At 70.2% G+C, this 20931-nt stretch carries 17 protein-coding genes; 4 read left to right on the top strand and 13 right to left on the bottom strand.

Going from position 1 to position 20931, the window contains the following annotated elements:
* Nucleotides 1-76: 76 nt before the first annotated feature.
* The 9 genes from dxs to ACFWEG_RS04270 form a co-directional block, all read right to left on the bottom strand.
* Entirely contained in the window at nt 77-1984 is a 1908-nt protein-coding gene (gene dxs / locus ACFWEG_RS04310; protein ID WP_387209003.1) for a 1-deoxy-D-xylulose-5-phosphate synthase, read from the bottom strand.
* A 262-nt stretch (nt 1985-2246) separates the two neighbouring features.
* On the bottom strand, nt 2247-3527 hold the full coding sequence (locus ACFWEG_RS04305; RefSeq protein ID WP_387209001.1) for a sugar ABC transporter permease: 1281 nt from the start codon (nt 3525-3527) through the stop codon (nt 2247-2249).
* Nucleotides 3524-4312, bottom strand: a complete 789-nt coding sequence (locus ACFWEG_RS04300) for an ATP-binding cassette domain-containing protein (RefSeq protein WP_387208999.1) — start codon at nt 4310-4312, stop codon at nt 3524-3526. Before ACFWEG_RS04300 ends, ACFWEG_RS04305 begins: the two co-directional genes overlap by 4 nt.
* Nucleotides 4313-4612: 300 nt before the next feature.
* On the bottom strand, nt 4613-5716 hold the full coding sequence (locus ACFWEG_RS04295; protein WP_387209015.1) for a substrate-binding domain-containing protein: 1104 nt from the start codon (nt 5714-5716) through the stop codon (nt 4613-4615).
* A gap of 132 nt (nt 5717-5848) precedes the next feature.
* A complete protein-coding gene (locus ACFWEG_RS04290; protein ID WP_387208997.1) occupies nt 5849-7069 on the bottom strand; it encodes an ROK family protein in 1221 nt (406 codons plus the stop codon).
* Nucleotides 7070-7311: 242 nt separating this feature from the next.
* Nucleotides 7312-8259, bottom strand: coding sequence for a carbohydrate ABC transporter permease (locus tag ACFWEG_RS04285; protein WP_387208995.1), 948 nt, complete (start codon nt 8257-8259; stop codon nt 7312-7314).
* A gap of 13 nt (nt 8260-8272) precedes the next feature.
* Entirely contained in the window at nt 8273-9205 is a 933-nt protein-coding gene (locus tag ACFWEG_RS04280) for a carbohydrate ABC transporter permease (protein WP_387208993.1), read from the bottom strand.
* 34 nt (nt 9206-9239) lie between these two features.
* Nucleotides 9240-10703, bottom strand: coding sequence for an N-acetylglucosamine/diacetylchitobiose ABC transporter substrate-binding protein (gene ngcE / locus ACFWEG_RS04275; protein WP_387208991.1), 1464 nt, complete (start codon nt 10701-10703; stop codon nt 9240-9242).
* A 427-nt stretch (nt 10704-11130) separates the two neighbouring features.
* Nucleotides 11131-11748, bottom strand: a complete 618-nt coding sequence (locus ACFWEG_RS04270) for a TetR/AcrR family transcriptional regulator (protein ID WP_387208989.1) — start codon at nt 11746-11748, stop codon at nt 11131-11133.
* A gap of 176 nt (nt 11749-11924) precedes the next feature.
* Between ACFWEG_RS04270 and ACFWEG_RS04265 the strand changes: the two genes are divergently transcribed.
* Nucleotides 11925-12539 carry a peroxiredoxin-like family protein gene (locus ACFWEG_RS04265; protein WP_387208987.1) on the top strand — a complete coding sequence of 205 codons (615 nt, stop codon included), beginning with the start codon at nt 11925-11927 and terminating at the stop codon, nt 12537-12539.
* A 140-nt stretch (nt 12540-12679) separates the two neighbouring features.
* Here the strand turns inward: ACFWEG_RS04265 and ACFWEG_RS04260 are convergent, their stop codons facing one another.
* The 3 genes from ACFWEG_RS04260 to ACFWEG_RS04250 form a co-directional block, all read right to left on the bottom strand.
* Nucleotides 12680-15472: an aconitate hydratase gene (locus ACFWEG_RS04260; protein WP_387208985.1), complete on the bottom strand. Its 2793-nt coding sequence runs from the start codon at nt 15470-15472 to the stop codon at nt 12680-12682.
* 218 nt (nt 15473-15690) lie between these two features.
* Nucleotides 15691-16266 (bottom strand): YdeI family protein, encoded by a 576-nt coding sequence (locus tag ACFWEG_RS04255; RefSeq protein WP_387208983.1) that lies wholly within the window; start codon nt 16264-16266, stop codon nt 15691-15693.
* 64 nt (nt 16267-16330) lie between these two features.
* The gene (locus ACFWEG_RS04250; RefSeq protein WP_387208981.1) at nt 16331-16729 is read right to left on the bottom strand and encodes a VOC family protein; all 399 of its coding nucleotides are present in this window, start codon (nt 16727-16729) and stop codon (nt 16331-16333) included.
* A 209-nt stretch (nt 16730-16938) separates the two neighbouring features.
* Here ACFWEG_RS04250 and ACFWEG_RS04245 point away from each other — a divergent pair, with 209 nt between their 5' ends.
* Nucleotides 16939-17145 (top strand): DUF4236 domain-containing protein, encoded by a 207-nt coding sequence (locus tag ACFWEG_RS04245; RefSeq protein ID WP_387208979.1) that lies wholly within the window; start codon nt 16939-16941, stop codon nt 17143-17145.
* A 34-nt stretch (nt 17146-17179) separates the two neighbouring features.
* Nucleotides 17180-18709 (top strand): UDP-N-acetylglucosamine 1-carboxyvinyltransferase, encoded by a 1530-nt coding sequence (locus ACFWEG_RS04240; protein WP_387208977.1) that lies wholly within the window; start codon nt 17180-17182, stop codon nt 18707-18709.
* A gap of 40 nt (nt 18710-18749) precedes the next feature.
* Here the strand turns inward: ACFWEG_RS04240 and ACFWEG_RS04235 are convergent, their stop codons facing one another.
* Entirely contained in the window at nt 18750-19196 is a 447-nt protein-coding gene (locus tag ACFWEG_RS04235; RefSeq protein ID WP_387209013.1) for a MarR family winged helix-turn-helix transcriptional regulator, read from the bottom strand.
* Between the two features lie 198 nt (nt 19197-19394).
* Here ACFWEG_RS04235 and ACFWEG_RS04230 point away from each other — a divergent pair, with 198 nt between their 5' ends.
* Complete coding sequence (locus ACFWEG_RS04230; protein ID WP_387208976.1) at nt 19395-20852, top strand: MFS transporter; 1458 nt, start codon at nt 19395-19397, stop codon at nt 20850-20852.
* The last annotated feature ends 79 nt before the right edge of the window (nt 20853-20931 follow it).

Below are 20931 nucleotides of genomic sequence, written 5' to 3'. Positions count from 1 at the left end.
GATCACCCGTAGAGGGTGACCGCCCGGCCCTCGTGGCAAACGCCCCCGCGCGGGAGCGGCACACGGATTACACCGTTCAGTCGCGCGCGGACTCCACCGTCTGCGGCCGCTCGTCGAGCTTCGCGACCAGGCCGGTGACCTGGCGGGCGATGTCCGGCGCGGTGAGACCGATCTCGGCCATGACCTCCTTGCGGGAGGCGTGGTCGAGGAAGCGGGACGGGATGCCGAAGTCGCGCAGCGGCACGTCCACGTCGGCGTCGCGCAGCGCCTGGGCGACGGCCGAACCGACGCCGCCGGCACGGCAGTTGTCCTCGACGGTGACGACCACGCGGTGCTGGGCGGCGAGCGGGGCGAGCGCCTCGTCGACGGGCTTGACCCAGCGCGGGTCGACGACGGTGGCGGAGATGCCCTGCTTGGCGAGCAGGTCGGCGATCTCCAGGCACATCGGCGCGAGCGCGCCGACGGAGACGACGAGCACGTCCGCCGAGCCGTCCTCAGGCCGGCGCAGGACGTCCATCCCGCCGACCGTGCCGACGGCCTCGACGGCGGGCCCGACGGCGCCCTTGGAGTAGCGGACGACGGTGGGCGCGTCGTCGACCTCGACGGCCTCGCGCAGCTGGGCGCGGAGCTGGTCGGCGTCGCGCGGGGCGGCGATCCGCAGGCCGGGGACGACCTGGAGGATCGACATGTCCCACATGCCGTTGTGCGAGGCGCCGTCGGTGCCGGTGACGCCGGCCCGGTCCAGGACGAAGGTGACGCCGAGCCTGTGCAGGGCGACGTCCATCAGGAGCTGGTCGAAGGCGCGGTTGAGGAAGGTGGCGTAGACCGCGAAGACCGGGTGCAGGCCGCCGGTGGCCAGGCCCGCGGCCGAGACGGCGGCGTGCTGCTCGGCGATGCCGACGTCGTAGACCCGGCCGGGGAACGCCTCGGCGAACTTCTGCAGGCCGACGGGCTGGAGCATGGCCGCGGTGATCGCGACGATGTCCTCGCGCTCCTTGCCGAGCGCGAACATCTCCTCGCCGAAGACGGAGGTCCAGTCGGCGCCGGCGGCGGACACGGGGAGGCCGGTGTCGGGGTGGATCGGGCCGATGCCGTGGAAGCGGTCGGCCTCGTCGCGCTCGGCCGGCTGGTAGCCGCGGCCCTTCTGGGTGATGCAGTGGACGATGACCGGGCCGCCGAAGCCCTTGGCGCGGGCCAGGGCGGACTCCACGGCCTCGATGTCGTGGCCGTCGATCGGGCCGACGTACTTCAGGCCGAGGTCCTCGAACATGCCCTGCGGGGCGATGAAGTCCTTGATGCCCTTCTTCGCGCCGTGCAGCGTCTCGTAGAGCGGGCGGCCGATGAGCGGGGTGCGCTCCAGGACGTCCTTGGTACGGGCGAGGAACTGCTCGTAGCCGTCGGTGACGCGCAGGGTCGCGAGGTGGGTCGCGAGGCCGCCGATGGTCGGCGCGTAGCTGCGCTCGTTGTCGTTGACGACGATGACCAGCGGGCGGTCCTTGGCGGCGGCGATGTTGTTCAGCGCCTCCCAGGCCATACCGCCGGTCAGGGCGCCGTCGCCGATCACCGCGACGACGTGGTCGTCGCGGCCCTGGACCTCGTTGGCCTTGGCGAGGCCGTCGGCCCAGCCGAGGACGGTCGAGGCGTGGCTGTTCTCGATCACGTCGTGGTCCGACTCGGCCCGCGAGGGGTAGCCCGAGAGGCCGCCCTTGGCGCGCAGCTTCGAGAAGTCCTGCCGGCCGGTGAGCAGCTTGTGCACGTAGGCCTGGTGGCCGGTGTCGAAGAGGACCTTGTCCCTGGGCGATTCGAACACGCGGTGGAGCGCGATGGTCAGCTCGACGACGCCGAGGTTGGGCCCCAGGTGCCCGCCGGTCTTGGCGACGGCGTCCACGAGGAAGGTCCGGATCTCGGCGGCCAGCTGGTCGAGCTGCTCCGGGCTCAGCCGGTCCAGATCGCGCGGTCCCCTGATACGGGTCAGCAGCGACACCCGTGCCTCCTTGCATGAGAGCTGTTCGAGCTTGGTCGGGTCCGATCGAGTCTAATGTTCCGCGCGCGGGGCCGGTCATCGGCGGGTGGGGGATACGTCACGCGCATGGGTGCATCCGCGTGTCCGTGCCCGGTCCGCCTACACCTTCCCCCCTCCCCCGTCCCCGGGCCCTCACACGCCCCGCGGGAGCCTTTCCGCGGACATGCCTGTGCCCGGCCCCGGTGGGGTCACCGGGGCCGGGCACAGGGGTGGTGCGGGGCGGTTACGCGCGGCCCGCGGACTTCTGGGTGCGGCGCGAGACCGAGTCGATCACGACGGCCGCGAGGAGCACGGCGCCGGTGATCATGTACTGGACCGAGGACGCGATGCCCAGGATGGCCATGCCGGAGGCGATCGAGCCGATCACCAGCATGCCGAGGAGGGCCGACCAGACGTTGCCCCGGCCGCCGAAGAGGCTGGTGCCGCCGATGACGGCCGCGGCGATCGCGTTCATCAGCAGGTCGCCGGCGCCGGCGGACTGGTTGGCCGCGGCGATCTTGGAGGCGAGCAGCAGACCGCCGAACGCCGCCATGGTGCCGGCGATCGTGTAGACGGAGATCCGGATCGCGACGACGTTGATGCCGGCCCGGCTGGCCGCCTCGGTGCCGCCGCCGACCGCGAAGACCTTGCGGCCGTAAGAGGTGCGGCGGAGCACGAAGTCGGCGACGACGAGCACCACGAGGAAGATCACCAGGGCCAGCGGCAGGCCCTTGTACTGGTTCAGCACGTAGGCCGGGACCAGCGTGAGGACCGCGATCGCCGCGGTGCGGAAGATCAGCTCGCTCGTCGGGCGGGACGGGATGCCCGCGGCCTTGCGGCGGCTGCTGTCGCGGTAGGCGCTCAGGAAGTAGACCGCGATGACCGCGATCGCCAGACCGTAGGCCGCGGCGACGTCGCTGAAGAAGTACCGGGTGAGGTTCCCGACGAACCCGTCGGCGTCCAGGTTGATCGTGCCCTTGCTGCCGAGCACCTGGAGCATCAGGCCGTTCCAGGCCAGCAGGCCGGCGAGGGTGACGACGAAGGCGGGGACGCCGATCTTCGCGAAGAAGAAGCCGTGGAGCGCGCCGATGACCGCGCCGGTGAGCAGCGCGAGCAGCGCGGCGAGGATCTCGTTCATGCCCTCGTTGACGGCCTGCACGGCGAAGATCGCCGCGGCGAGGCCGCTGACCGAGCCGACCGAGAGGTCGATCTCGCCGAGCAGCAGGACGAAGACGATGCCGACCGCGATCAGGCCGGTGCCGACCAGGTTGATCGAGAGCTTCGAGAGGTTCTCCGCGCCCAGGAAGCTGGAGTCGAGGCTCTGGAAGATCGCCCAGATGATGATGACGCCGAGGACGACGGGTATGGAGCCCAGCTCACCGCTGCGGATCTTGCGCTTGAACTCGGTGACGTAGCCCTTGAAGCCCTGCTCGCGGACGAGCAGACGGGGGTCGACCGCGGTCACCGCGCCCGGCGCGGCGGCCGGGGCGTCGGTGGCGGTGGGGGTTGCGTGCTTGGGGCTCACTGGGCCGCCTCCGCGGTACGCGCCCTGCGGCGGGTCACGGCGTTGTCCGTGGCGCCGGTGATGGCGGAGATGATCTCTTCCTGGGACGTCGTCTTCACGTCGAAGACGCCGTTGTTGCGGCCGAGGCGGAGGACCGCCACCGTGTCCGCGACGGCCTTCACGTCGGCCATGTTGTGGCTGATGAGGATGACGCCGAGGCCGCGCTCGCGCAGCCGCTCGACGAGGTCGAGTACCTGGGCGGTCTGCTCGACGCCGAGGGCGGCGGTGGGCTCGTCGAGGATGACGACCTTCGGCTCGCCGAGGAGCGAGCGGGCGATGGCCACCGTCTGGCGCTGGCCGCCGGAGAGCGAGGCGATCGGGATGCGCACGCTCGGGATGCGGATGGACAGCGTGGCGAGGAGCTCGCGCGAGCGGCGCTCCATCTCGACCTCGTCGAGCACGCCGAACCTCTTCAGCTCGCGGCCGAGGAAGAGGTTGCCGACGACATCGAGGTTGTCGGCGAGCGCGAGGTCCTGGTAGACCGTCGCGATGCCCAGTTCCTGGGCGGTGTGGGGCTTGTCGATCCGGACGGGGCGGCCGTCCCAGTGGATGACGCCCTCGTCGGCGGGGCCGACTCCGGCGATCGTCTTGACCAGGGTCGACTTGCCGGCGCCGTTGTCGCCGACGAGGGCGACCACCTCACCGGCGTGGACCTCCAGATTGATGTCGGTGAGCGCCTGGACGGCGCCGAACCGCTTGGAGATCCCGCTCAACGCCAGCACGGGCGTAGCGGACACGTGAACCATCTCCTTCGCCGCCTGACCGGCGGGGATGCCGCGCCCGGGGGGCGTGGGCGCGGAAAAGCTGTGCGGAACACCCTCGTACGCACGGCGCACGGGGGCAATGCCTCGGAAACGAACGGGGTGGAAAAGGGTGTGCACCCGGGCGCCGCGGGCCGGTCGGCCGGCGGTGCCGGGGCGTTCGGCAGCCCGCCCCGTCGAGCGGGGCGGCTGGTCGGGGCGGGCTGCCGGACGGCGGGGGAGCCGGTCCTCACCTCGGGGCGCTGCGGCCTCGGGCGGTGTCGACTCCCCCGCGGGACCCGGAGGTTACTTCAGGCCGATCTTGTCGCAGGCGGCCTTGTACTTCGGGGTGCAGATGTCGTCGATGGTGTAGAGACCGTCCTTGACGACCGTGTCCTTGATGTTCTTCTGGGTCAGCGCGACCGGCGGGATCAGCAGGGCCGGGACACCCTTGGTGGTGGGGCTGTCCACCTTCGCCTTGGCGATGGAGTCGAGCTTCTCGCCCTTGGCGAGCGCCACGGCCATCTCGGCGGCGGCGTAGGCCTCCGGCTGGTACGGCTTGTAGACGCTCATGTACTGCTCACCGGCGACGATGCGCTGCACACCGGCCAGCTCGGCGTCCTGGCCGGTGACGGGGGGCAGGTTCGCCTTGTCGAAGCCGCCGCCCTTGAGGGCCTCGATGATGCCGCCGGCCAGGCCGTCGTTGGCCGAGTAGACGCCGACGATCTTGTCCTTGCCCAGGGAGGCGATCGCGCCCTCCATCTGGGTGTTGGCGACCTCCGGCTTCCACTCCTTGGTGTCGTACTCCTTGATCGTCACCTTGCCGTCGAGGACGGAGTGCGCGCCGGCCTTGAACATGGCGGCGTTGGGGTCGGTCGGGGAGCCGTTCATCATGACGATCTGGGGCTTGTCGCCCTTGTCGCCGAGCGCCTCGAGGAGCGCGGTGCCCTGGACCTTGCCGACCTCCTCGTTGTCGAAGGAGGTGTAGGCGTCGATCGGACCCTCGGCCAGGCGGTCGTAGGCGACGACCGGGATGTCGGCGTCCTTGGCGGACTGCACGGCGCTGGCTATCGCCTTGGAGTCGACGGCGTCGAGGATGATCACGTCCACCTTCTTGGTGATCATGGTCTCGACCTGCTGCTGCTGCTTCGTGGCGTCCTGCTGGGCGTTGACGTAGGTGACGTCGGCGTCCGGGGCGAGCTCCGCGATCCGCTTCTCGATGAGCGGCTTGTCGAAGGCCTCGTAGCGCGCGGTCTGGTTCTCCGGAAGCAGCAGACCGATCTTGATCGGGCCCGACTTCGCCTTGTCCGCGCCTTCCGACTTGTCCTTGTCGGCCTCTCCGGCGGAGCCGCAGGCGGCGAGGGAAACGGCCATGGCGGTCGCGGCCACGGCCACGGCGGCACGACGCATACGCGTGTTCATCTGTAAACCTCCCTGACGAGGCCGCGACGTTGCGGCCGAGGTGTTGGTGAGTCAACTCGGCCGCGAGAGCGGCGTCAAGAAGTAAATTCTTAACGAGATGGCAACGGTGCCATTCGTTATCTAAGTGAAGGCAGGAGTGCTCGCGGACAGCGATCCGTCGAGAGCGGACAGCGACCCGTCGAGCAGGGTGGAGTCGCCCATCTCGCTCAGCGCGAGGGCCAGTGCGCCGAGCACCTCGGCGCGCCCGCCGAGGGCTCCTGGGAGCACGCTCAACTGCCGGGCGGCGCTGGGGATCGCGTACCGGCCCACGGACTCCCTGATGGGCCCCAGGACCAGCTCCCCGGCCTCCGCGAGATCGCCGCCGAGGACGACCCGGGTGGGGTTCAGGAGGTTACAAAGGTTGGCGACACCGCTGCCGATGTGCCGCCCCACGTCGGCGATCACCCGCCGGCAGCCGGGGTCGCCGTCGCGCGCGAGGCGCACCACCCGCTCCATGGTCAACTCCGTGCCGTGGCTGGAGTGCAGGAGCGGCAGGACGTACCGGGCGGCGGCGAAGGTCTCCAGGCAGCCGCGGTTGCCGCAGCGGCAGACCGGGCCCGACTCGTCGAGCGTGATGTGCCCGATCTCGCCGGCCGTGCCGCCGGGGCCGCGGTAGATCTGGCCGCTGATGACGAGGCCGGCGCCCACGCCGCTGGCCACCTTGATGTAGGCGAGGTCCCTGACCCCGCGCCCGCTCCCCCAGACCAGCTCGCCGAGCGCGCCGAGGTTGGCGTCGTTGTCGACGTGGACGGGGACGCCGAGCCGGGAGGTGAGTTCCTCGCGCGGGTTGATGCCGGTCCAGCCCGGCAGGATCGAGGTGGAGCCGAGGGTGCCGGACTCCACGTCGATGGGGCCGGGCACGCCGAGCCCGACCCCGACGACCTTCTCCCGGGCGATCCCGGAGGCCGAGATGAGCCGGTCGACCAGCTCCTCGGCCCGGTCGAAGCCCTGGGCGGAGGAGGCGTCCACGTCGAGCGGCTCGGACTCCTCGGCGAGCACCTGGTGGGCGAGGTTGCCGACCGCGATCCGCAGGTGGGTGTGGCCGAAGTCGACGCCGATCACGATGCCCGCGTCGCCGCTCAGCGAGACGCTGCGGGCCCGTCGGCCGCCGGCGGAGGTCGGCGTGACCTCGACCGTGCCGCCGTCCTTGAGCTCGCGCACGATGTTGGAGACCGTGGCGGCCGACAGCCCGGTGGTACGGGCGATCTCCGCCTGCGTGAGCGAACCGGCCATGCGCACCGCGCGCACCACCCGTTCGAGGTTGGCCCGGTGCAGCGACGACTGCGACCCCGGAGTCTCCACGACGACCTCCCGCCGACGGGGCCACTGCGATGGGGCCCCGACTCTGTCCAACTTGTGAACCCATAGCTCAGCCTTTGCGGTCGCCCCACGTCAAGACCTTGAGCGTGCGGGCCGACGCATGAGCGGGATCGTGACCCGGGACATGCGGCGTTAACCGCCGTTATCCGGACAAAGGGCAGCGGCCCCCGCCGGTGGGACGGGGGCCGCTGCCGCGGTGCGCGTTCAGGCGCGCGAGACGGGGGTCACTTCAGGGTGCCGGCGGTGAGGCCCGACTGCACCTGCCGCTGGAAGACGAGGTACACCACGACGACGGGCAGGATCGCGATCGTGACGCCGGCGAACACCACCGGCAGGTCGCCCGCGTACCCCTGCTGCTGGTTCAGGAGCACCAGGCCCTGGGTCAGCATCGAGCGGTCGGGGTCGAACCCGCTCTGCTGCTGCATGAGCGTCATCGGCAGGATGTACTGGTTCCACTGGCCGAGCAGGTTGAAGATGCCGACGCTGATCAGGCCGGGCTTGGCCATCGGCATCATCACCTGGAAGAAGATCCGGGTGTGGGAGGCGCCGTCGATGACCGCCGCCTCGTGGATCGCCGTCGGCAGCGTCCGGAAGAACGCGTGCATGAAGAAGATCGTGAACGGCAGCGAGTAGGCGACGTAGACCAGGATCAGGCCCTGGTACGTGTTGAGCATCCCGAGCATCTTGATCAGGAAGTACAGCGGGATCAGGCCCAGGTAGACCGGGAACATCGCGCCGGCCACGAAGAAGTAGTAGATGATCCGGTTGCCGACGAACTCGTAGCGCGCCAGGACGTAGGCGCCCATCGCACCGAGGAGCATCGTGAGCGGCACGGAGAACACCAGGACGATCACGGTGTTCAGGAAGTAGGAGCCGACATGGCCCTTGTTCCAGGCCCGCTCGAAGGCGTCGAGGTTCCAGTTGGTCGGCATCGACCAGGCACTGGCGCCGATCTCGGAGTCGGTCTTGAAGGAGCCGAGCAGCAGCCAGATCAGCGGCAGCACGATCATCACGGCCCAGAGGACCAGGAAGCCGTGCGAGAAGACGTTGAGGACCCGGCCCTCGCTGCCGCTCGATCCGGCGGGTGCGCCGGTGCTCTTCGCGGTCCCGCGGGAGCGCTGGGCGGGGACGGAGTCCTTGGCCGCCCCGGGGATCAAGGGAGTGGTAGACATCGTGCTTCCCCGCTCAGTATTCGATGCGCTCGCGGCGGCTGATGCGCAGCGTGACGACGGACAGGATCAGGGTGAGGACGAGGATGACCACACCGAGCGCGCAGGCGTACCCGGCCTTGCCGAAGGAGAGGAAGTTGCGCATGAGGTAGGTCGCCATGACCTCGCTCTCGTGGTCCGGGCCGCCGCCGAAGCTGTTGCCCGGGGTCATCACGGAGATCACGGCGAAGCAGTCCATCGACAGGATGGCGAGGTACACCCAGGCGGTCTGGACGGTGTCCCAGAGCAGCGGGAGGGTGACCTTGAAGAACGACTGCGTACGGCTGGCGCCGTCGAGCAGGGCGGCCTCGTAGATCTCCTTGGGGATCGACTGCATGGCCGCGGAGAACAGCACCAGGTAGAAGCCGACGCCCCACCACAGCAGGACGAAGACCACGCACCACAGCACCAGGTTGGGCTCGTTGAGCCACTCGACGGGGTTGTTCTCGTCGGAGATCCCCAGCTTGACCAGGGAGCCGTTGATGAGGCCCTCGACGTCGCCGCGGTACACCGCGCGCCACAGGATGGCGAGGATGACCACGGAGAGCACGTGCGGCAGGAAGTACAGGACCTTGTAGACGGAACTGCCGCGCACGCCCTGGATGCCGATGCCGCCACCCCGCCCGCCCACGTTCACCATGAAGGCGAAGAAGAGGGCGAGCAGGATGGTGGCGATCGGCAGGAACACCAGGATGAGGGCGTTGTTGTACAGCGCCTGGAGGAAGACGGTGTCGCCGAACAGCGCGACGTAGTTGTCGAGACCGACGAAGCTCATCTCCTGCGACTGGCCGCGCCAGTCGGTGAAGGAGTAGCCGAAGGTCTGGATGTACGGCCAGATCATGAAGACCGCGTACAGCCCGACCGGGCCGATCAGGAATCCGGCGACGAACCGGTTCTTGCCTTTGTGCATGACACTCTGCCCCTGGTGTTCCCGAACCGGCCGTTTACGGACGCTTGTTGTTCTTGCTGGCCGGGTCCTTCGCGGCCTTGTCGACCGCGGCCTGGGAGCGCTTCAGCCACTCCTTCGGCGTGATGCGCTTGGCCATCAGCTCCGCGGACGCGGTGCGGATGGTCTCGTCCATCTCGCTGTACCAGTTGGTGTAGAAGTAGTCGAAGGTGTTGGTGCCCGCCGCGGCGACCGCCTCGACCGCCGACTTGGTGCCGGGACGCAGTTCGACGCTGGTGTCGACGCCGTTCTGGACGATGGTGAGCGAGTTGGCCTGCTGGGCGAAGATCGTCGACCACTCCTTGGAGAGCATGCGGCGCATGAACTCCAGGCCGCCGGCCTTGTTCTTGGCCTTCTCCGGGACGATGAACGGCTCGCCGGCGCCCGCGCGGATCGCCTCGAAGGGGAGCTGGGAGCCCTCCAGGGTCGGCATCGGCAGGAACTTCATGTCGAAGTCGGCCGGGGTCTGCTTCAGCTGCTCGTTCTCCAGCCACGAACCGCTGGGGATGAACACGGCCTTGCCCTTGTTCCAGGCGGTCTGCGACTCGATGTGGTCGAGCGAGTTGGTGCCCGGGAGCAGCAGGCCCTTGTCGACGATCTCGTAGATCGCCTCGATGGCCGCGGTGGCGGCGTCGCTGCCGACGAACGCCTTCGGGTCGAGGTTGTCGATCGCCTTCATGGCGTCCAGACCGCCGGTCTTGGCGATCAGGTCCATGATCATGACGTTGATGTAGTACGGGTGCTTGCCCTGGTGGGCGAGGCCGCCGATCTTGTCCTTCTTCGCCTCCTGCATGATGGCGAGGAAGGCGTCCCAGGTCTTCGGCACCTCCCAGCCCTTGTCCGCGAAGAGCTTGCCGGAGTACCAGACGCCCCAGACGGTGTACACGTAGTTGAGCGAGTACATCTTGCCGTCGAAGAAGCCCTTGTCGGCGGTGCCGGGGACCAGGGTGTCCTTGACCTTCTTGGCCGGGTCGTCGAAGGACGGGGCCTCGAGGAGCTCGGTGAGGTCGGCGAGCTGCTTGTCCTTGTGCAGGACGTCGAGCTTGATCTGCTGGGCGCCGGAGTTGCAGACGACGTCCGGCGGCGTGCCGGCGTTGAAGCGCGGCTGCAGCTTGCCGGTGATCTCCTGGGTGCCGAGGTGGGAGACCTTGCCGCCGAACTCCTTCTTGTAGGCGTTCTCCCACTCGATGGCGTACTGGTCGCCGAAGCCGCCCTTGAAGATGACGACGTCGAGGAGACCGTTCTTCTGCGCGCCGAAGGGGTTGTCCTTCGTGGCCTTGCCCTTGGTCTCCTTCTGCGCGTCGTCGGTGCCGCCGCCGCTGCTCGCACACGCGGACAGGAAGCCCATCGTGGGCACGGTGATCAGGCCGAGCGCCGCGGAGCGCTTGATCAGGTCACGACGGCCGAGACCGCTCTCGGTGCTCCCGGCGGAGCCGGAGTTCTGGGCAAAGGGTGATCCCATGCTCAAGTCCTCGCTTTCAACAGGACTCAGGCGGTGAACGGGAACCTCCCCGCACCGCGGTATCGAAACGCTGGGCCTTGCTCGATGTTCGCCCGAATTGGCCGGAAAAAGGCGGCAGTTGACTCGTACCGGGTCCCCCGCCGCACCCCGTCCCCCCGGGGTCGACAGCCGGTCGGACCGGCTGTGTGGCGACGCAGAAAGGTATAGTCCACTGCTCGCTCGCCCGGCAAGATCGAGTACTGGTTCGGACGGAGAACTTTCCCGAGTTGAGACCTGACGGACACATGGTCAGGCCATCCACTTCTTCGGCCGGGAGCGGTTTTCCACGTTGTACGCAGGCACGGATCGGACAGGGCGCGCAAGAGCGCGGAACCGGCCGCAATTCAGGCCGTCGCGGGCGGTTCGGCGTCGGCGAACAGCCGCCCCCTCAGTCGCCGAGACCGCGCAGCAGGATGTCGAGACCGCCGAAGAACTCGCGGTCGGCCGGAACGCGCCGGGCGTGCCGTGCGGTGTCGGCGAGCAGGGGGAACGAGTCCCGGGGCAGCTCGCCGAGCTCGACGGTGCCGGCGCCCGACAGCGGTCCCTGGTGTTCGAGCTGGATGGCCCCGATGAGGTAGCCGACCAGGGCGCGCAGGGCGACGACCCGTCGCTCGCCCTCGTAGCCGGCCTCGGCGAGCAGCGCGAGGACCGTCTCGGACCAGCGCAGGATGGTGGGCGCGCTGTGCCGGTGCGCGGGGGTGAGGGGGATGACGGCCGGGTGCCGGCCGACCGCGTCCCGCATCCGGCCGAGCATCACGGCGATCCGCTCCCGCCAGGGCGCCGAGGGGTCCGCCGGAGGCGTGGTGTCGACCGAGCTGAGCACCAGCTCGACCACCATCCCCTCCAGCTCCTCCCGCCCGTCGACGTAGCGGTACAGCGCCATGGTGCTCATGCCGAGCTCCTTGGCGACGGTGCGCATGGACAGTCCGGTCAGGCCGTCGCGGTCCAGGACGGCGAGCGCGGCGGCGGCCAGGCGGTCGGGGCTGAGGGAGCGGGGGCGCGGCATGGTGGTTGACAGCGTACGGGATACGCCTACGCTCGTAGGTGTGCGATGTACGCCTACGGGTGCGTCCGCGGGGTGCGCGGATGCACGCCCGACGGCGTGCCCGTAGGCGTACACCGCACGCTCACGGGCGTGCGAGCGCGCCCTTTCCGCCTCCGACTCCACGAAGGACTGATCAGATGCCCCTGCCCCGCACGCAAACCGGCCGCCGTCTCGCTCCCGGCGACACGGTGCCCCTCCGGAGCCTTGCGGACGCGACCGGTGCGGCCGTCCGGCTGCCCGCCGCGGACGGCCTCACCCACCTGCAGTTCCGGCGGTTCGCCGGGTGCCCGGTCTGCAATCTGCACCTGCGGTCCATGGCGGTGCGGCACGCCGAGATCGCGGCGGCCGGCATCCGCGAGGTGGTCCTCTTCCACTCCCCCGCCGATCAACTGCTGCCGTACGCCGACGAGTTCCCGTTCCCGCTCGTCCCCGACCCCGACCGGAGGCTGTACGCGCAGTTCGGCGTCGGGTCCTCGCCGCGCGCCCTGCTCGACCCGCGCGCGTGGGGGCCGGTCCTGCGGGCCGTCGCGGTGAGCACGTGGCTGCTGCTGCGCGGCCGGGAGCGGCCGCCTGCGCTCCGCCAGCCGCACGGCAGGCTCGGGCTGCCGGCCGATGTGCTCCTCGGGGCGGACGGGCGGGTGGCGGCCGTGAAGTACGGGGAGCACGCGGACGACCAGTGGTCGGTGGACGAGCTGCTCGCCGTCGCGGCAAATGCGGTGCGGACGAGCCAGGGGGTGTCGGACGCCCCCTGAGTCGCGTAGCGGCCCCGGAACGCGGCCGAGGGCCGGGTCCGCCGCCTGCGGGAGCAGGGGGGACACGGCCCTCGGGGTGCGCCTCGGGGACGCGGTGCGCGGTGCGCGGTGCGGCGCGGTGCGCCTACCGGCGGATCGGCTTACTTGCGGATCAGCGAGCGGAGCACGTACTGCAGGATGCCGCCGTTGCGGTAGTAGTCCGCCTCGCCGGGGGTGTCGATGCGGACGACCGCGTCGAACTCGACGCCGGTGTCCGTGGTGACCTTGACGGTGGCCGGGGTGCGGCCCTCGTTCAGCTCCTCGACGCCGGCGATGGAGAAGGTCTCCTCGCCGGTCAGGCCGAGGGACTCGGCCGTGGCGCCCTCGGGGTACTGCAGCGGCAGCACGCCCATGCCGATGAGGTTCGAGCGGTGGATGCGCTCGTAGGACTCGGCGACGACGGCCTTGACGCCGAGCAGCGCGGTGCCCTTGGCCGCCCAGTCGCGGGACGAGCCGGAGCCGTACTCCTTGCCCGCGAGGACGACGAGCGGGGTGCCCTGCTCGATGTAGTTGCGCGAGGCGTCGTAGATGAAGGAGACCGGGCCGTCGGCCTGCGTGAAGTCGCGGGTGTAACCGCCCTCGGTGCCCGGTGCGATCTGGTTGCGCAGGCGGATGTTGGCGAACGTGCCACGGATCATGATCTCGTGGTTGCCGCGGCGCGAGCCGTAGGAGTTGAAGTCGCGGCGCTCGATGCCGTGCTCGGTGAGGTACTTGCCCGCCGGGGTGTCGGCCTTGATCGCACCGGCCGGGGAGATGTGGTCGGTGGTGACCGAGTCGCCCAGCTTGGCGAGCACCCGCGCGCCGGAGATGTCGGTGACCGGGCTGGTCTCCATCTCCATGCCCTCGAAGTACGGGGGCTTGCGCACGTAGGTGGACTCGGCGTCCCACTCGAAGGTGTCGCCGGTCGGGACGGACAGCGCCTGCCACTGGGCGTCGCCCGCGAAGACGTCCTGGTAGGACTTGTTGAACATGTCCTCGCCGATGGCGGAGGCGACGACCTCGTTGACCTCGGCCTCGGAGGGCCAGATGTCCTTGAGGTGGACCGGCTTGCCGTCGGTGTCGGTGCCCAGGGCGTCCCGGGTGATGTCGACCTTCATCGAGCCGGCGATGGCGTACGCGACGACCAGCGGCGGGGACGCCAGGTAGTTCATCTTGACGTCCGGGTTGATCCGGCCCTCGAAGTTGCGGTTGCCGGACAGCACCGAGGTGACGGCCAGGTCGGCGTCGTTGATCGCCTTCGAGATCTCCTCGTCCAGCGGACCGGAGTTGCCGATGCAGGTGGTGCAGCCGTAGCCGACCAGGTTGAAGCCGAGCTTGTCGAGGTACGGCGTCAGGTTCGCCTTGTCGAAGTAGTCGGTGACGACCTTCGAGCCGGGGGCGAGCGTGGTCTTGACCCACGGCTTGCGCGACAGGCCCTTCTCGGCGGCCTTCTTCGCGACGAGCGCGGCGGCGACCATCACGTACGGGTTCGACGTGTTGGTGCAGGAGGTGATGGCCGCGACGGTGACCGCGCCGTGGTCCAGCTCGAACGAGGTGCCGTCGGCGAGGGTGACCGGGGTGGGCTTCGACGGGACGGCGGAGCCGGAGCCGCTCGCGTGGCTCGGGGCGCCGGCGCCGTTGTCGTCGCTGCCGTACGCCGGGGCGTCGCTGGCCGGGAAGGACTCGGAGCTGGCCTCGTCGACCGGGGAGCCGGTCTTCGCGGGCGCCTCGGCGGCCTCGACGTAGTTGAGGACGTCCTTGGCGAACTGCTCGGCGGCGTTCGCGAGGACGATGCGGTCCTGCGGGCGCTTCGGGCCGGCGATCGAGGGGACGACGGTGGAGAGGTCGAGCTCCAGCTTCTCGGAGAAGTCGGGCTCGGCGGCCGGGTCCAGCCACAGGCCCTGCGCCTTGGCGTACGCCTCGACGAGGTCGACCTGCTGCTTGTCGCGACCGGTGAGGCGCAGGTAGTTCAGCGTCTCCTCGTCGATCGGGAAGATCGCGGCGGTGGAGCCGAACTCCGGCGACATGTTGCCGATGGTGGCGCGGTTGGCGAGGCTCGTGGCCGCCACGCCCTCGCCGTAGAACTCGACGAACTTGCCGACGACGCCGTGCTTGCGCAGCATCTCGGTGATCGTGAGGACGAGGTCGGTGGCGGTGGTGCCGGGGGTGAGCTCACCGGTCAGCTTGAAGCCGACGACGCGCGGGATGAGCATGGAGACCGGCTGGCCGAGCATCGCGGCCTCGGCCTCGATGCCGCCGACGCCCCAGCCGAGCACGCCGAGGCCGTTGACCATCGTGGTGTGCGAGTCGGTGCCGACGAGGGTGTCGGGGTACGCCTGGCCGTTGCGGACCATGACCGTGCGGGCCAGGTGCTCGATGTTGACCTGGTGGACGATGCCGGTGCCCGGGGGGACGACCTTGAACTCGTCGAACGCGGTCTGGCCCCAGCGCAGGAACTGGTAGCGCTCCTTGTTGCGGCCGTACTCCAGCTCGACGTTCTGCGCGAACGCGTCGCGGGTGCCGAACTTGTCGGCGATCACGGAGTGGTCGATGACCAGCTCGGCCGGGGCCAGCGGGTTGATCTTCGCCGGGTCGCCGCCCAGCTCCTTGACGGCCTCGCGCATGGTGGCGAGGTCGACGACGCAGGGCACACCGGTGAAGTCCTGCATGATCACGCGGGCCGGCGTGAACTGGATCTCCTGGCTGGGCTGGGCCTGCGAGTCCCAGTTGCCGATCGCGCGGATGTGGTCGGCGGTGATGTTCGCGCCGTCCTCCGTCCGCAGCAGGTTCTCCAGCAGCACCTTCAGGCTGTACGGGAGGCGCGCGGAGCCCTCGACCTTGTCCAGCTCGAAGATTTCGTACGACTCCTCGCCCACGCTCAGCGTGGTGCGGGCGTCGAAGCTGTTCGCCGACACGACAGTCTCCTTCATCAATGTGCGCGTACTACCGCTCATCCTGCCGCCACGGCTCCTCGCCGATCCGCTAAGGTGAGGCTTACTTAGGGCACCCTTAGCGGAGGGCGGCTCTGCGGTGCGCTGGGCAGATATCTCGATGTCGAGATAACTCTAGTGCATGCCCTCTCTCTGGTCATGCCCGGTGTCGCCGATGTCTCACGTCCGCCCGGTCCTCCCGTTCACACCCGGCGGCCCTCCGCGAGGGTGTCGATCATGCGGGTGAGGCGGGCGGTGCGGGTGGCGGGGGTCCTGGCTGTCATGAGGGGCCACAGGACGGCGTAGCGGCTCGTGCGGTCGAGGGTGTCGAAGAAGGCGCGGGCGGCGGGGTTCGCGTCGAGCGCGGCGTCGAGGTCCGGCGGGACGGTGGCCTCGGCGATGGAGGCGTAGGCGGCCTCCCACCGGCCGTCGGCCTGCGCGGCGGCGACCGCGGCGAGGCCGGGCGGGCGCATCCGGCCGGCGGCGGTGAGCGCCTCGACCTTGCGGATGTTGACCGCTGACCAGAGGCTGCGGGGGCGGCGCGGGGTGTACCGCTGGAGGAAGTGGGTGGCGTCGAGGGCCTTGCGCTGGCCGTCGATCCAGCCGTAGCAGAGGCAGACGTCGAGGGCCTCGGGCGCGGTCACCGAGGCGATGCCCGACGCCTTCTTCGCGATCTTCATCCAGATGCCCTCGTGGAGGGTGTGGTGCGCCTCCAGCCAGGCCTCGAAGGCGGTGGCGTCGGCGAAGGCGATGACCTGGGGCCCCTCGGAAGTCTCCATGACCGGCACGGTAGCCACCCTTGCGGACAGTTCGTGTCCGCAAGGGCCGATTCGCAGCGTCGGTTCAGGTCCGGACCCACAGACAGAAGGGGTGCCCGGCCGGGTCGAGCAGGACGCGGACGTCGTCCTGGGGCTGCGCGTCGGCGAGGACGGCGCCGGCCGCGAGGGCGTGGGCGACGGCGGCGTCGAGGTCGTCGGCCTCGATGTCGAGGTGCAGCATCATCTGCTGGGCGCCGGGCTCCGGCGGCCAGACGGGGCGGACGTGGTCGGGTTCGGTCTGGAAGGAGAGCGCGGTGCCGCCGCCCGGAGGCGCGATCTTCACCCAGCCGGGCTCGTCCTGCTCGGTGCGCCAGCCGAGGAGCAGGCGGTAGAAGGCGGCGAGCTCGGCGGCGTCGGGTGCGCCGAGGACCACCGCGGTGAAGGTCAGCCGGGGCGCGGTCGCAGGTGTCTCGTCGGTCGTCATGAGGCCACCTTGCGCCACGACCCGCTCCGGGTCACGGCGACACCCTCGAACACGCTTTCCCGGATCCGCGGCCACGAGGTGGCAACCGGATGGCATGTCCGGACCGGTTGGGGACAGAGGTATGCCACGGTAACCCACCGCCCGACAGGCCGAGTTGGTCGATCGGGAGTCACCGGACCGGCCTCGGCCCGGAGAAACGGAGCGCTGACATGCCGCTGACTTTTCGCAAGAGCTTCCGCATCCTTCCCGGGGTGAAGCTCAACATCAACAAGAAGTCGATGTCGATCACCACGGGCGAGGGCAAGGGCCCCCGGCACACCCGCAGCACCACCGGCCGCCGCACCACCTCCCAGAACCTGCCTGGGCCGTTCGGGTGGCGTCGTACCACGACCAGCCGAAGCCGCAAGGACAGCTGAGGCGGCATCTCATATCTGAGATACGCTCGGCCCCATGGCAGAGGACTATCTCGTACGCATCGGCAAGCTCATCCGTGACGCCCGACAGCATCGGGGCTGGACACAGACGCAGCTTGCCGATGCGCTCAGCACCAGTCAGAGCGCCGTCAACCGCATCGAGCGGGGCAATCAAAACATCAGCCTTGAGATGATCGCTCGAATCGGTGAAGCGCTGGACAGCGAGATCATCTCGCTGGGCTACGCCGGACCGATGCACCTGCGCGTGGTCGGCGGCCGCCGGCTCGCCGGGTCGATCGACGTCAAGACGAGCAAGAACGCCTGCGTGGCGCTGCTCTGCGCCTCCCTCCTCAACAAGGGGAGGACCACCCTGCGCCGGGTCGCCCGGATCGAGGAGGTCTACCGGATCCTGGAGGTCCTCGGCTCGATCGGGGTCAGGGCCAGGTGGATCAACGACGGCAACGACCTGGAGATCATCCCGCCCGCCCAGCTCGACCTGGCGGGCATGGACGTCGACGCCGCCCGCCGCACCCGCAGCGTGATCATGTTCCTGGGTCCGCTGATGTACCTGGAGGACAACTTCCGGCTCCCCTACGCCGGCGGCTGCGACCTCGGCACCCGGACCGTCCAGCCGCACATGAACGCCCTCAAGCACTTCGGGCTCGACGTGACCGCCACCGTCGGCGTCTACCACGCGATCGTCGACCGGGACACCACCCCCCAGCGGCCGATCGTGCTGACCGAGCGCGGGGACACCGTCACCGAGAACGTGCTGCTCGCCGCGGCGCGGCACGACGGGGTGACCGTCATCCGCAACGCCAGCTCGAACTACATGGTCCAGGACCTGTGCTTCTTCCTGGAGGAGCTGGGCGTCCGGGTCGAGGGGGTCGGGACGACCACTCTGACCGTGCACGGGCTGCCGTCCATCGAGCGGGACGTCGATTACTGCCCGTCGGAGGACCCGGTCGAGGCGATGAGCCTGGTCGCCGCGGCCGTGGTGACCGAGTCCGAGCTGACGGTGCGGCGGGTGCCGATCGAGTTCCTGGAGATCGAGCTCGCCGTCCTGGAGGAGATGGGCCTGGACAACACCCGCGGCCCCGAGTACCCGGCGGACAACGGCCGCACCCGGCTCGTCGACCTCACGATCCGCCCGTCCAAGCTCAAGGCGCCGATCGACAAGATCCACCCGATGCCGTTCCCGGGGCTGAACATCGACAACGTGCCGTTCTTCGCGGCCATCGCGTCCACCGCCCAGGGCTCGACGCTCATCCACGACTGGGTCTACGACAACCGCGCCATCTACCTCACCGACCTGACCCGCCTCGGCGCGGACGTCAAGCTCCTCGACCCGCACCGCGTCCTGGTCGAGGGCCCCACCCGCTGGCGCGCCGCCGAGATGATGTGCCCGCCCGCCCTGCGCCCCGCCGTCGTCGTCCTCCTCGCGATGATGGCCGCGACCGGCACGTCCGTCCTGCGCAACGTCTACGTCATCAACCGCGGTTACGAGGAGCTGGCGGAACGCCTCAACTCCGTCGGCGCCCAGATCGAGATCTTCCGGGACATCTGAGTTCCCGGCTCCGGGTCCTCGGCCGGGCGGGGCGCGGGCGTCAGCGCGCGTGGGGTCCGGCCGGGGGCTCCGTGCGCGGCCAGGGCATCCCGTGGAGCTGCTCGATGCTCGCGTTGAAGCGCTGGAGGTAGTCGGCGAAGGCGGCGACGTCCCGCTCCGGCCAGTCGGCCATGATCCGGTCGAGACTCGCCACGATGCCCGTGCGCTCCTCCTCCAGTCGCCGCTCGCCCTCGTCGGTGATGCGGAACTTGCGCGCCATGCCCCCCTCGGGGTCGGGGATGCGCTCGACGAGCCCCGCGCGCACCGCCGCCGCGGTCTGCCGGTTCAGCGTGGAGGCGTCCAGGCCGAAGGCGTCCCCGAGCTGCCCGATCGACATCGGGCCCTGGACGCGGATGCGGCTGAGCATGATGTAGGCGCTGCGGTCCAGCAGGCTCTCGGCCCGGCGCCCCCTGCTCTTGTGGAGATGCATGTAGCGGCCGAGCAGCATCTGCTCGAACTCGACCCGGGCCGTGGCCCCGTCCGCGCTGTCCAACGTGCCCTCTTCTCCGTCACCGCGTGGTGTCACACCCCCGTCCGCCATCGTATGCAACCCGCACACGATATGGCCCATACACTTTGTATGTATGATGCACACGGCATCCCGGGTGATGCCGTCTCCTCTCCTGCCTCGACAAGGAGCATCACCATGCACGGCCCCCAGCCGCCGGCCCGACCGGGCGGCGTCGTCGCCACGCTCGCCCTGGCCGGCACCGTCGCCGCGATCATGCAGACGCTGGTGACCCCGCTGATCGCGGACATGCCGCGGATCCTCGACACCAGCGCGTCGAACGCCGCCTGGGTGGTCACCGTCACCCTGCTCGTCGCGGGGGTGTGCGTCCCGGTCTCCGGCCGGCTCGGCGACCTGCTGGGCAAGCGGCGGATGCTGCTGGTCTGCGCCGTGCCGCTGGTGGTGGGCTCGGTGGTCTGCGCGCTCTCCTCGTCCGTCGTCCCCATGATCGTGGGACGCGGTCTCCAGGGAATGGGCATGGGCATGGTGCCGCTCGGCATCGCCCTGCTGAGGGACGTCGTCCCGGCGGAGCGGCTGAGCGGGTCCATCGCCCTCGTCAGCGCCTCCATGGGCATCGGCGGCGCGCTCGGCCTGCCGCTCGCCGCCGCCGTCGCCCAGTACGCGAACTGGCGGATCCTGTTCTGGGGCGCGGCCGGGCTCGCCCTGCTGATCGGCGCCCTGATCTGGTGGGTGGTGCCCGACGTGCCGGCCGGGGCCAAGGGCCAGCGCTTCGACGCGCCCGGCGCCGTGGGTCTCGCCGTCGGCCTGGTCTCCCTGCTGCTCGCCGTCTCCAAGGGCGGCGACTGGGGCTGGGGTTCGGGCAGCGTCCTCGGCCTGCTCGCGCTCGCCGTCGTCTCGCTCGGCCTGTGGGGCCGGTACGAGCTGCGCACCCGCGACCCCCTGGTCGACCTGCGCACCACCGCCCGCCCGCGGGTCCTGCTCACCAACGCCTCGTCGGTCCTCATCGGCGTCGGCATGTACGCCTACATGCTGATCGCCCCGCAGCTGCTGCAGTTCCCCGAGGCGACCGGCTACGGCCTGGGGCAGTCGATGCTCGCGGCCGGCCTGTACCTGGCGCCGGGCGGCGTCATGATGATGCTCGTCTCGCCGCTCGGCGGAAAGCTCATCAACGCGCGCGGCCCCAAGACCGCACTCGTCCTCGGCGCGGTGGTCATCGCGGTCGGCTACGGCGTCGCCCTGCCCCTCATGGGCACCGCCTGGGGCCTGATGGTCGCCGGCATCGTGATCAACAGCGGGGTCGCCCTCGCCTACGGTGCCATGCCAGCCCTGATCATGAGCGCCGTCCCGCTGTCGGAGACGGCGGCGGCCAACGGCTTCAACGCCCTGATGCGCTCGCTCGGCACGACCGTGGGCTCGGCCGTCATCGGCGTCGTCCTGGCCCAGATGACCGTGACCATGGGCGGCCACACGTTCGCCTCGGAGGACGGGTTCCGCACCGGGCTGCTGATCGGCTGCGGGGTGGCGCTGGTGTCGGCCGCGGTCGCCTGCCTGATCCCCGCGGTGCGGGCGGGCGGGGAGTCGGCGGCCGCCGACGAGGAGGCCGCACCCGGCCGCCCGGTCGCGAGCCGCGCCTGACCCGCACCCCGCCCCCGCGCTCGGCGACCGGCCGGGCGGGGCACGGGACACGACGCCCCCCGCTCACCGGCGGGGGGCG

It is taken from the genome of Streptomyces sp. NPDC060194 (assembly GCF_042728285.1).
GTDB lineage: Bacteria > Actinomycetota > Actinomycetes > Streptomycetales > Streptomycetaceae > Streptomyces.
The sequence above is the reverse complement of the archived record's forward strand: the minus strand, read 5'-3'. Positions and strand labels throughout refer to the sequence as shown.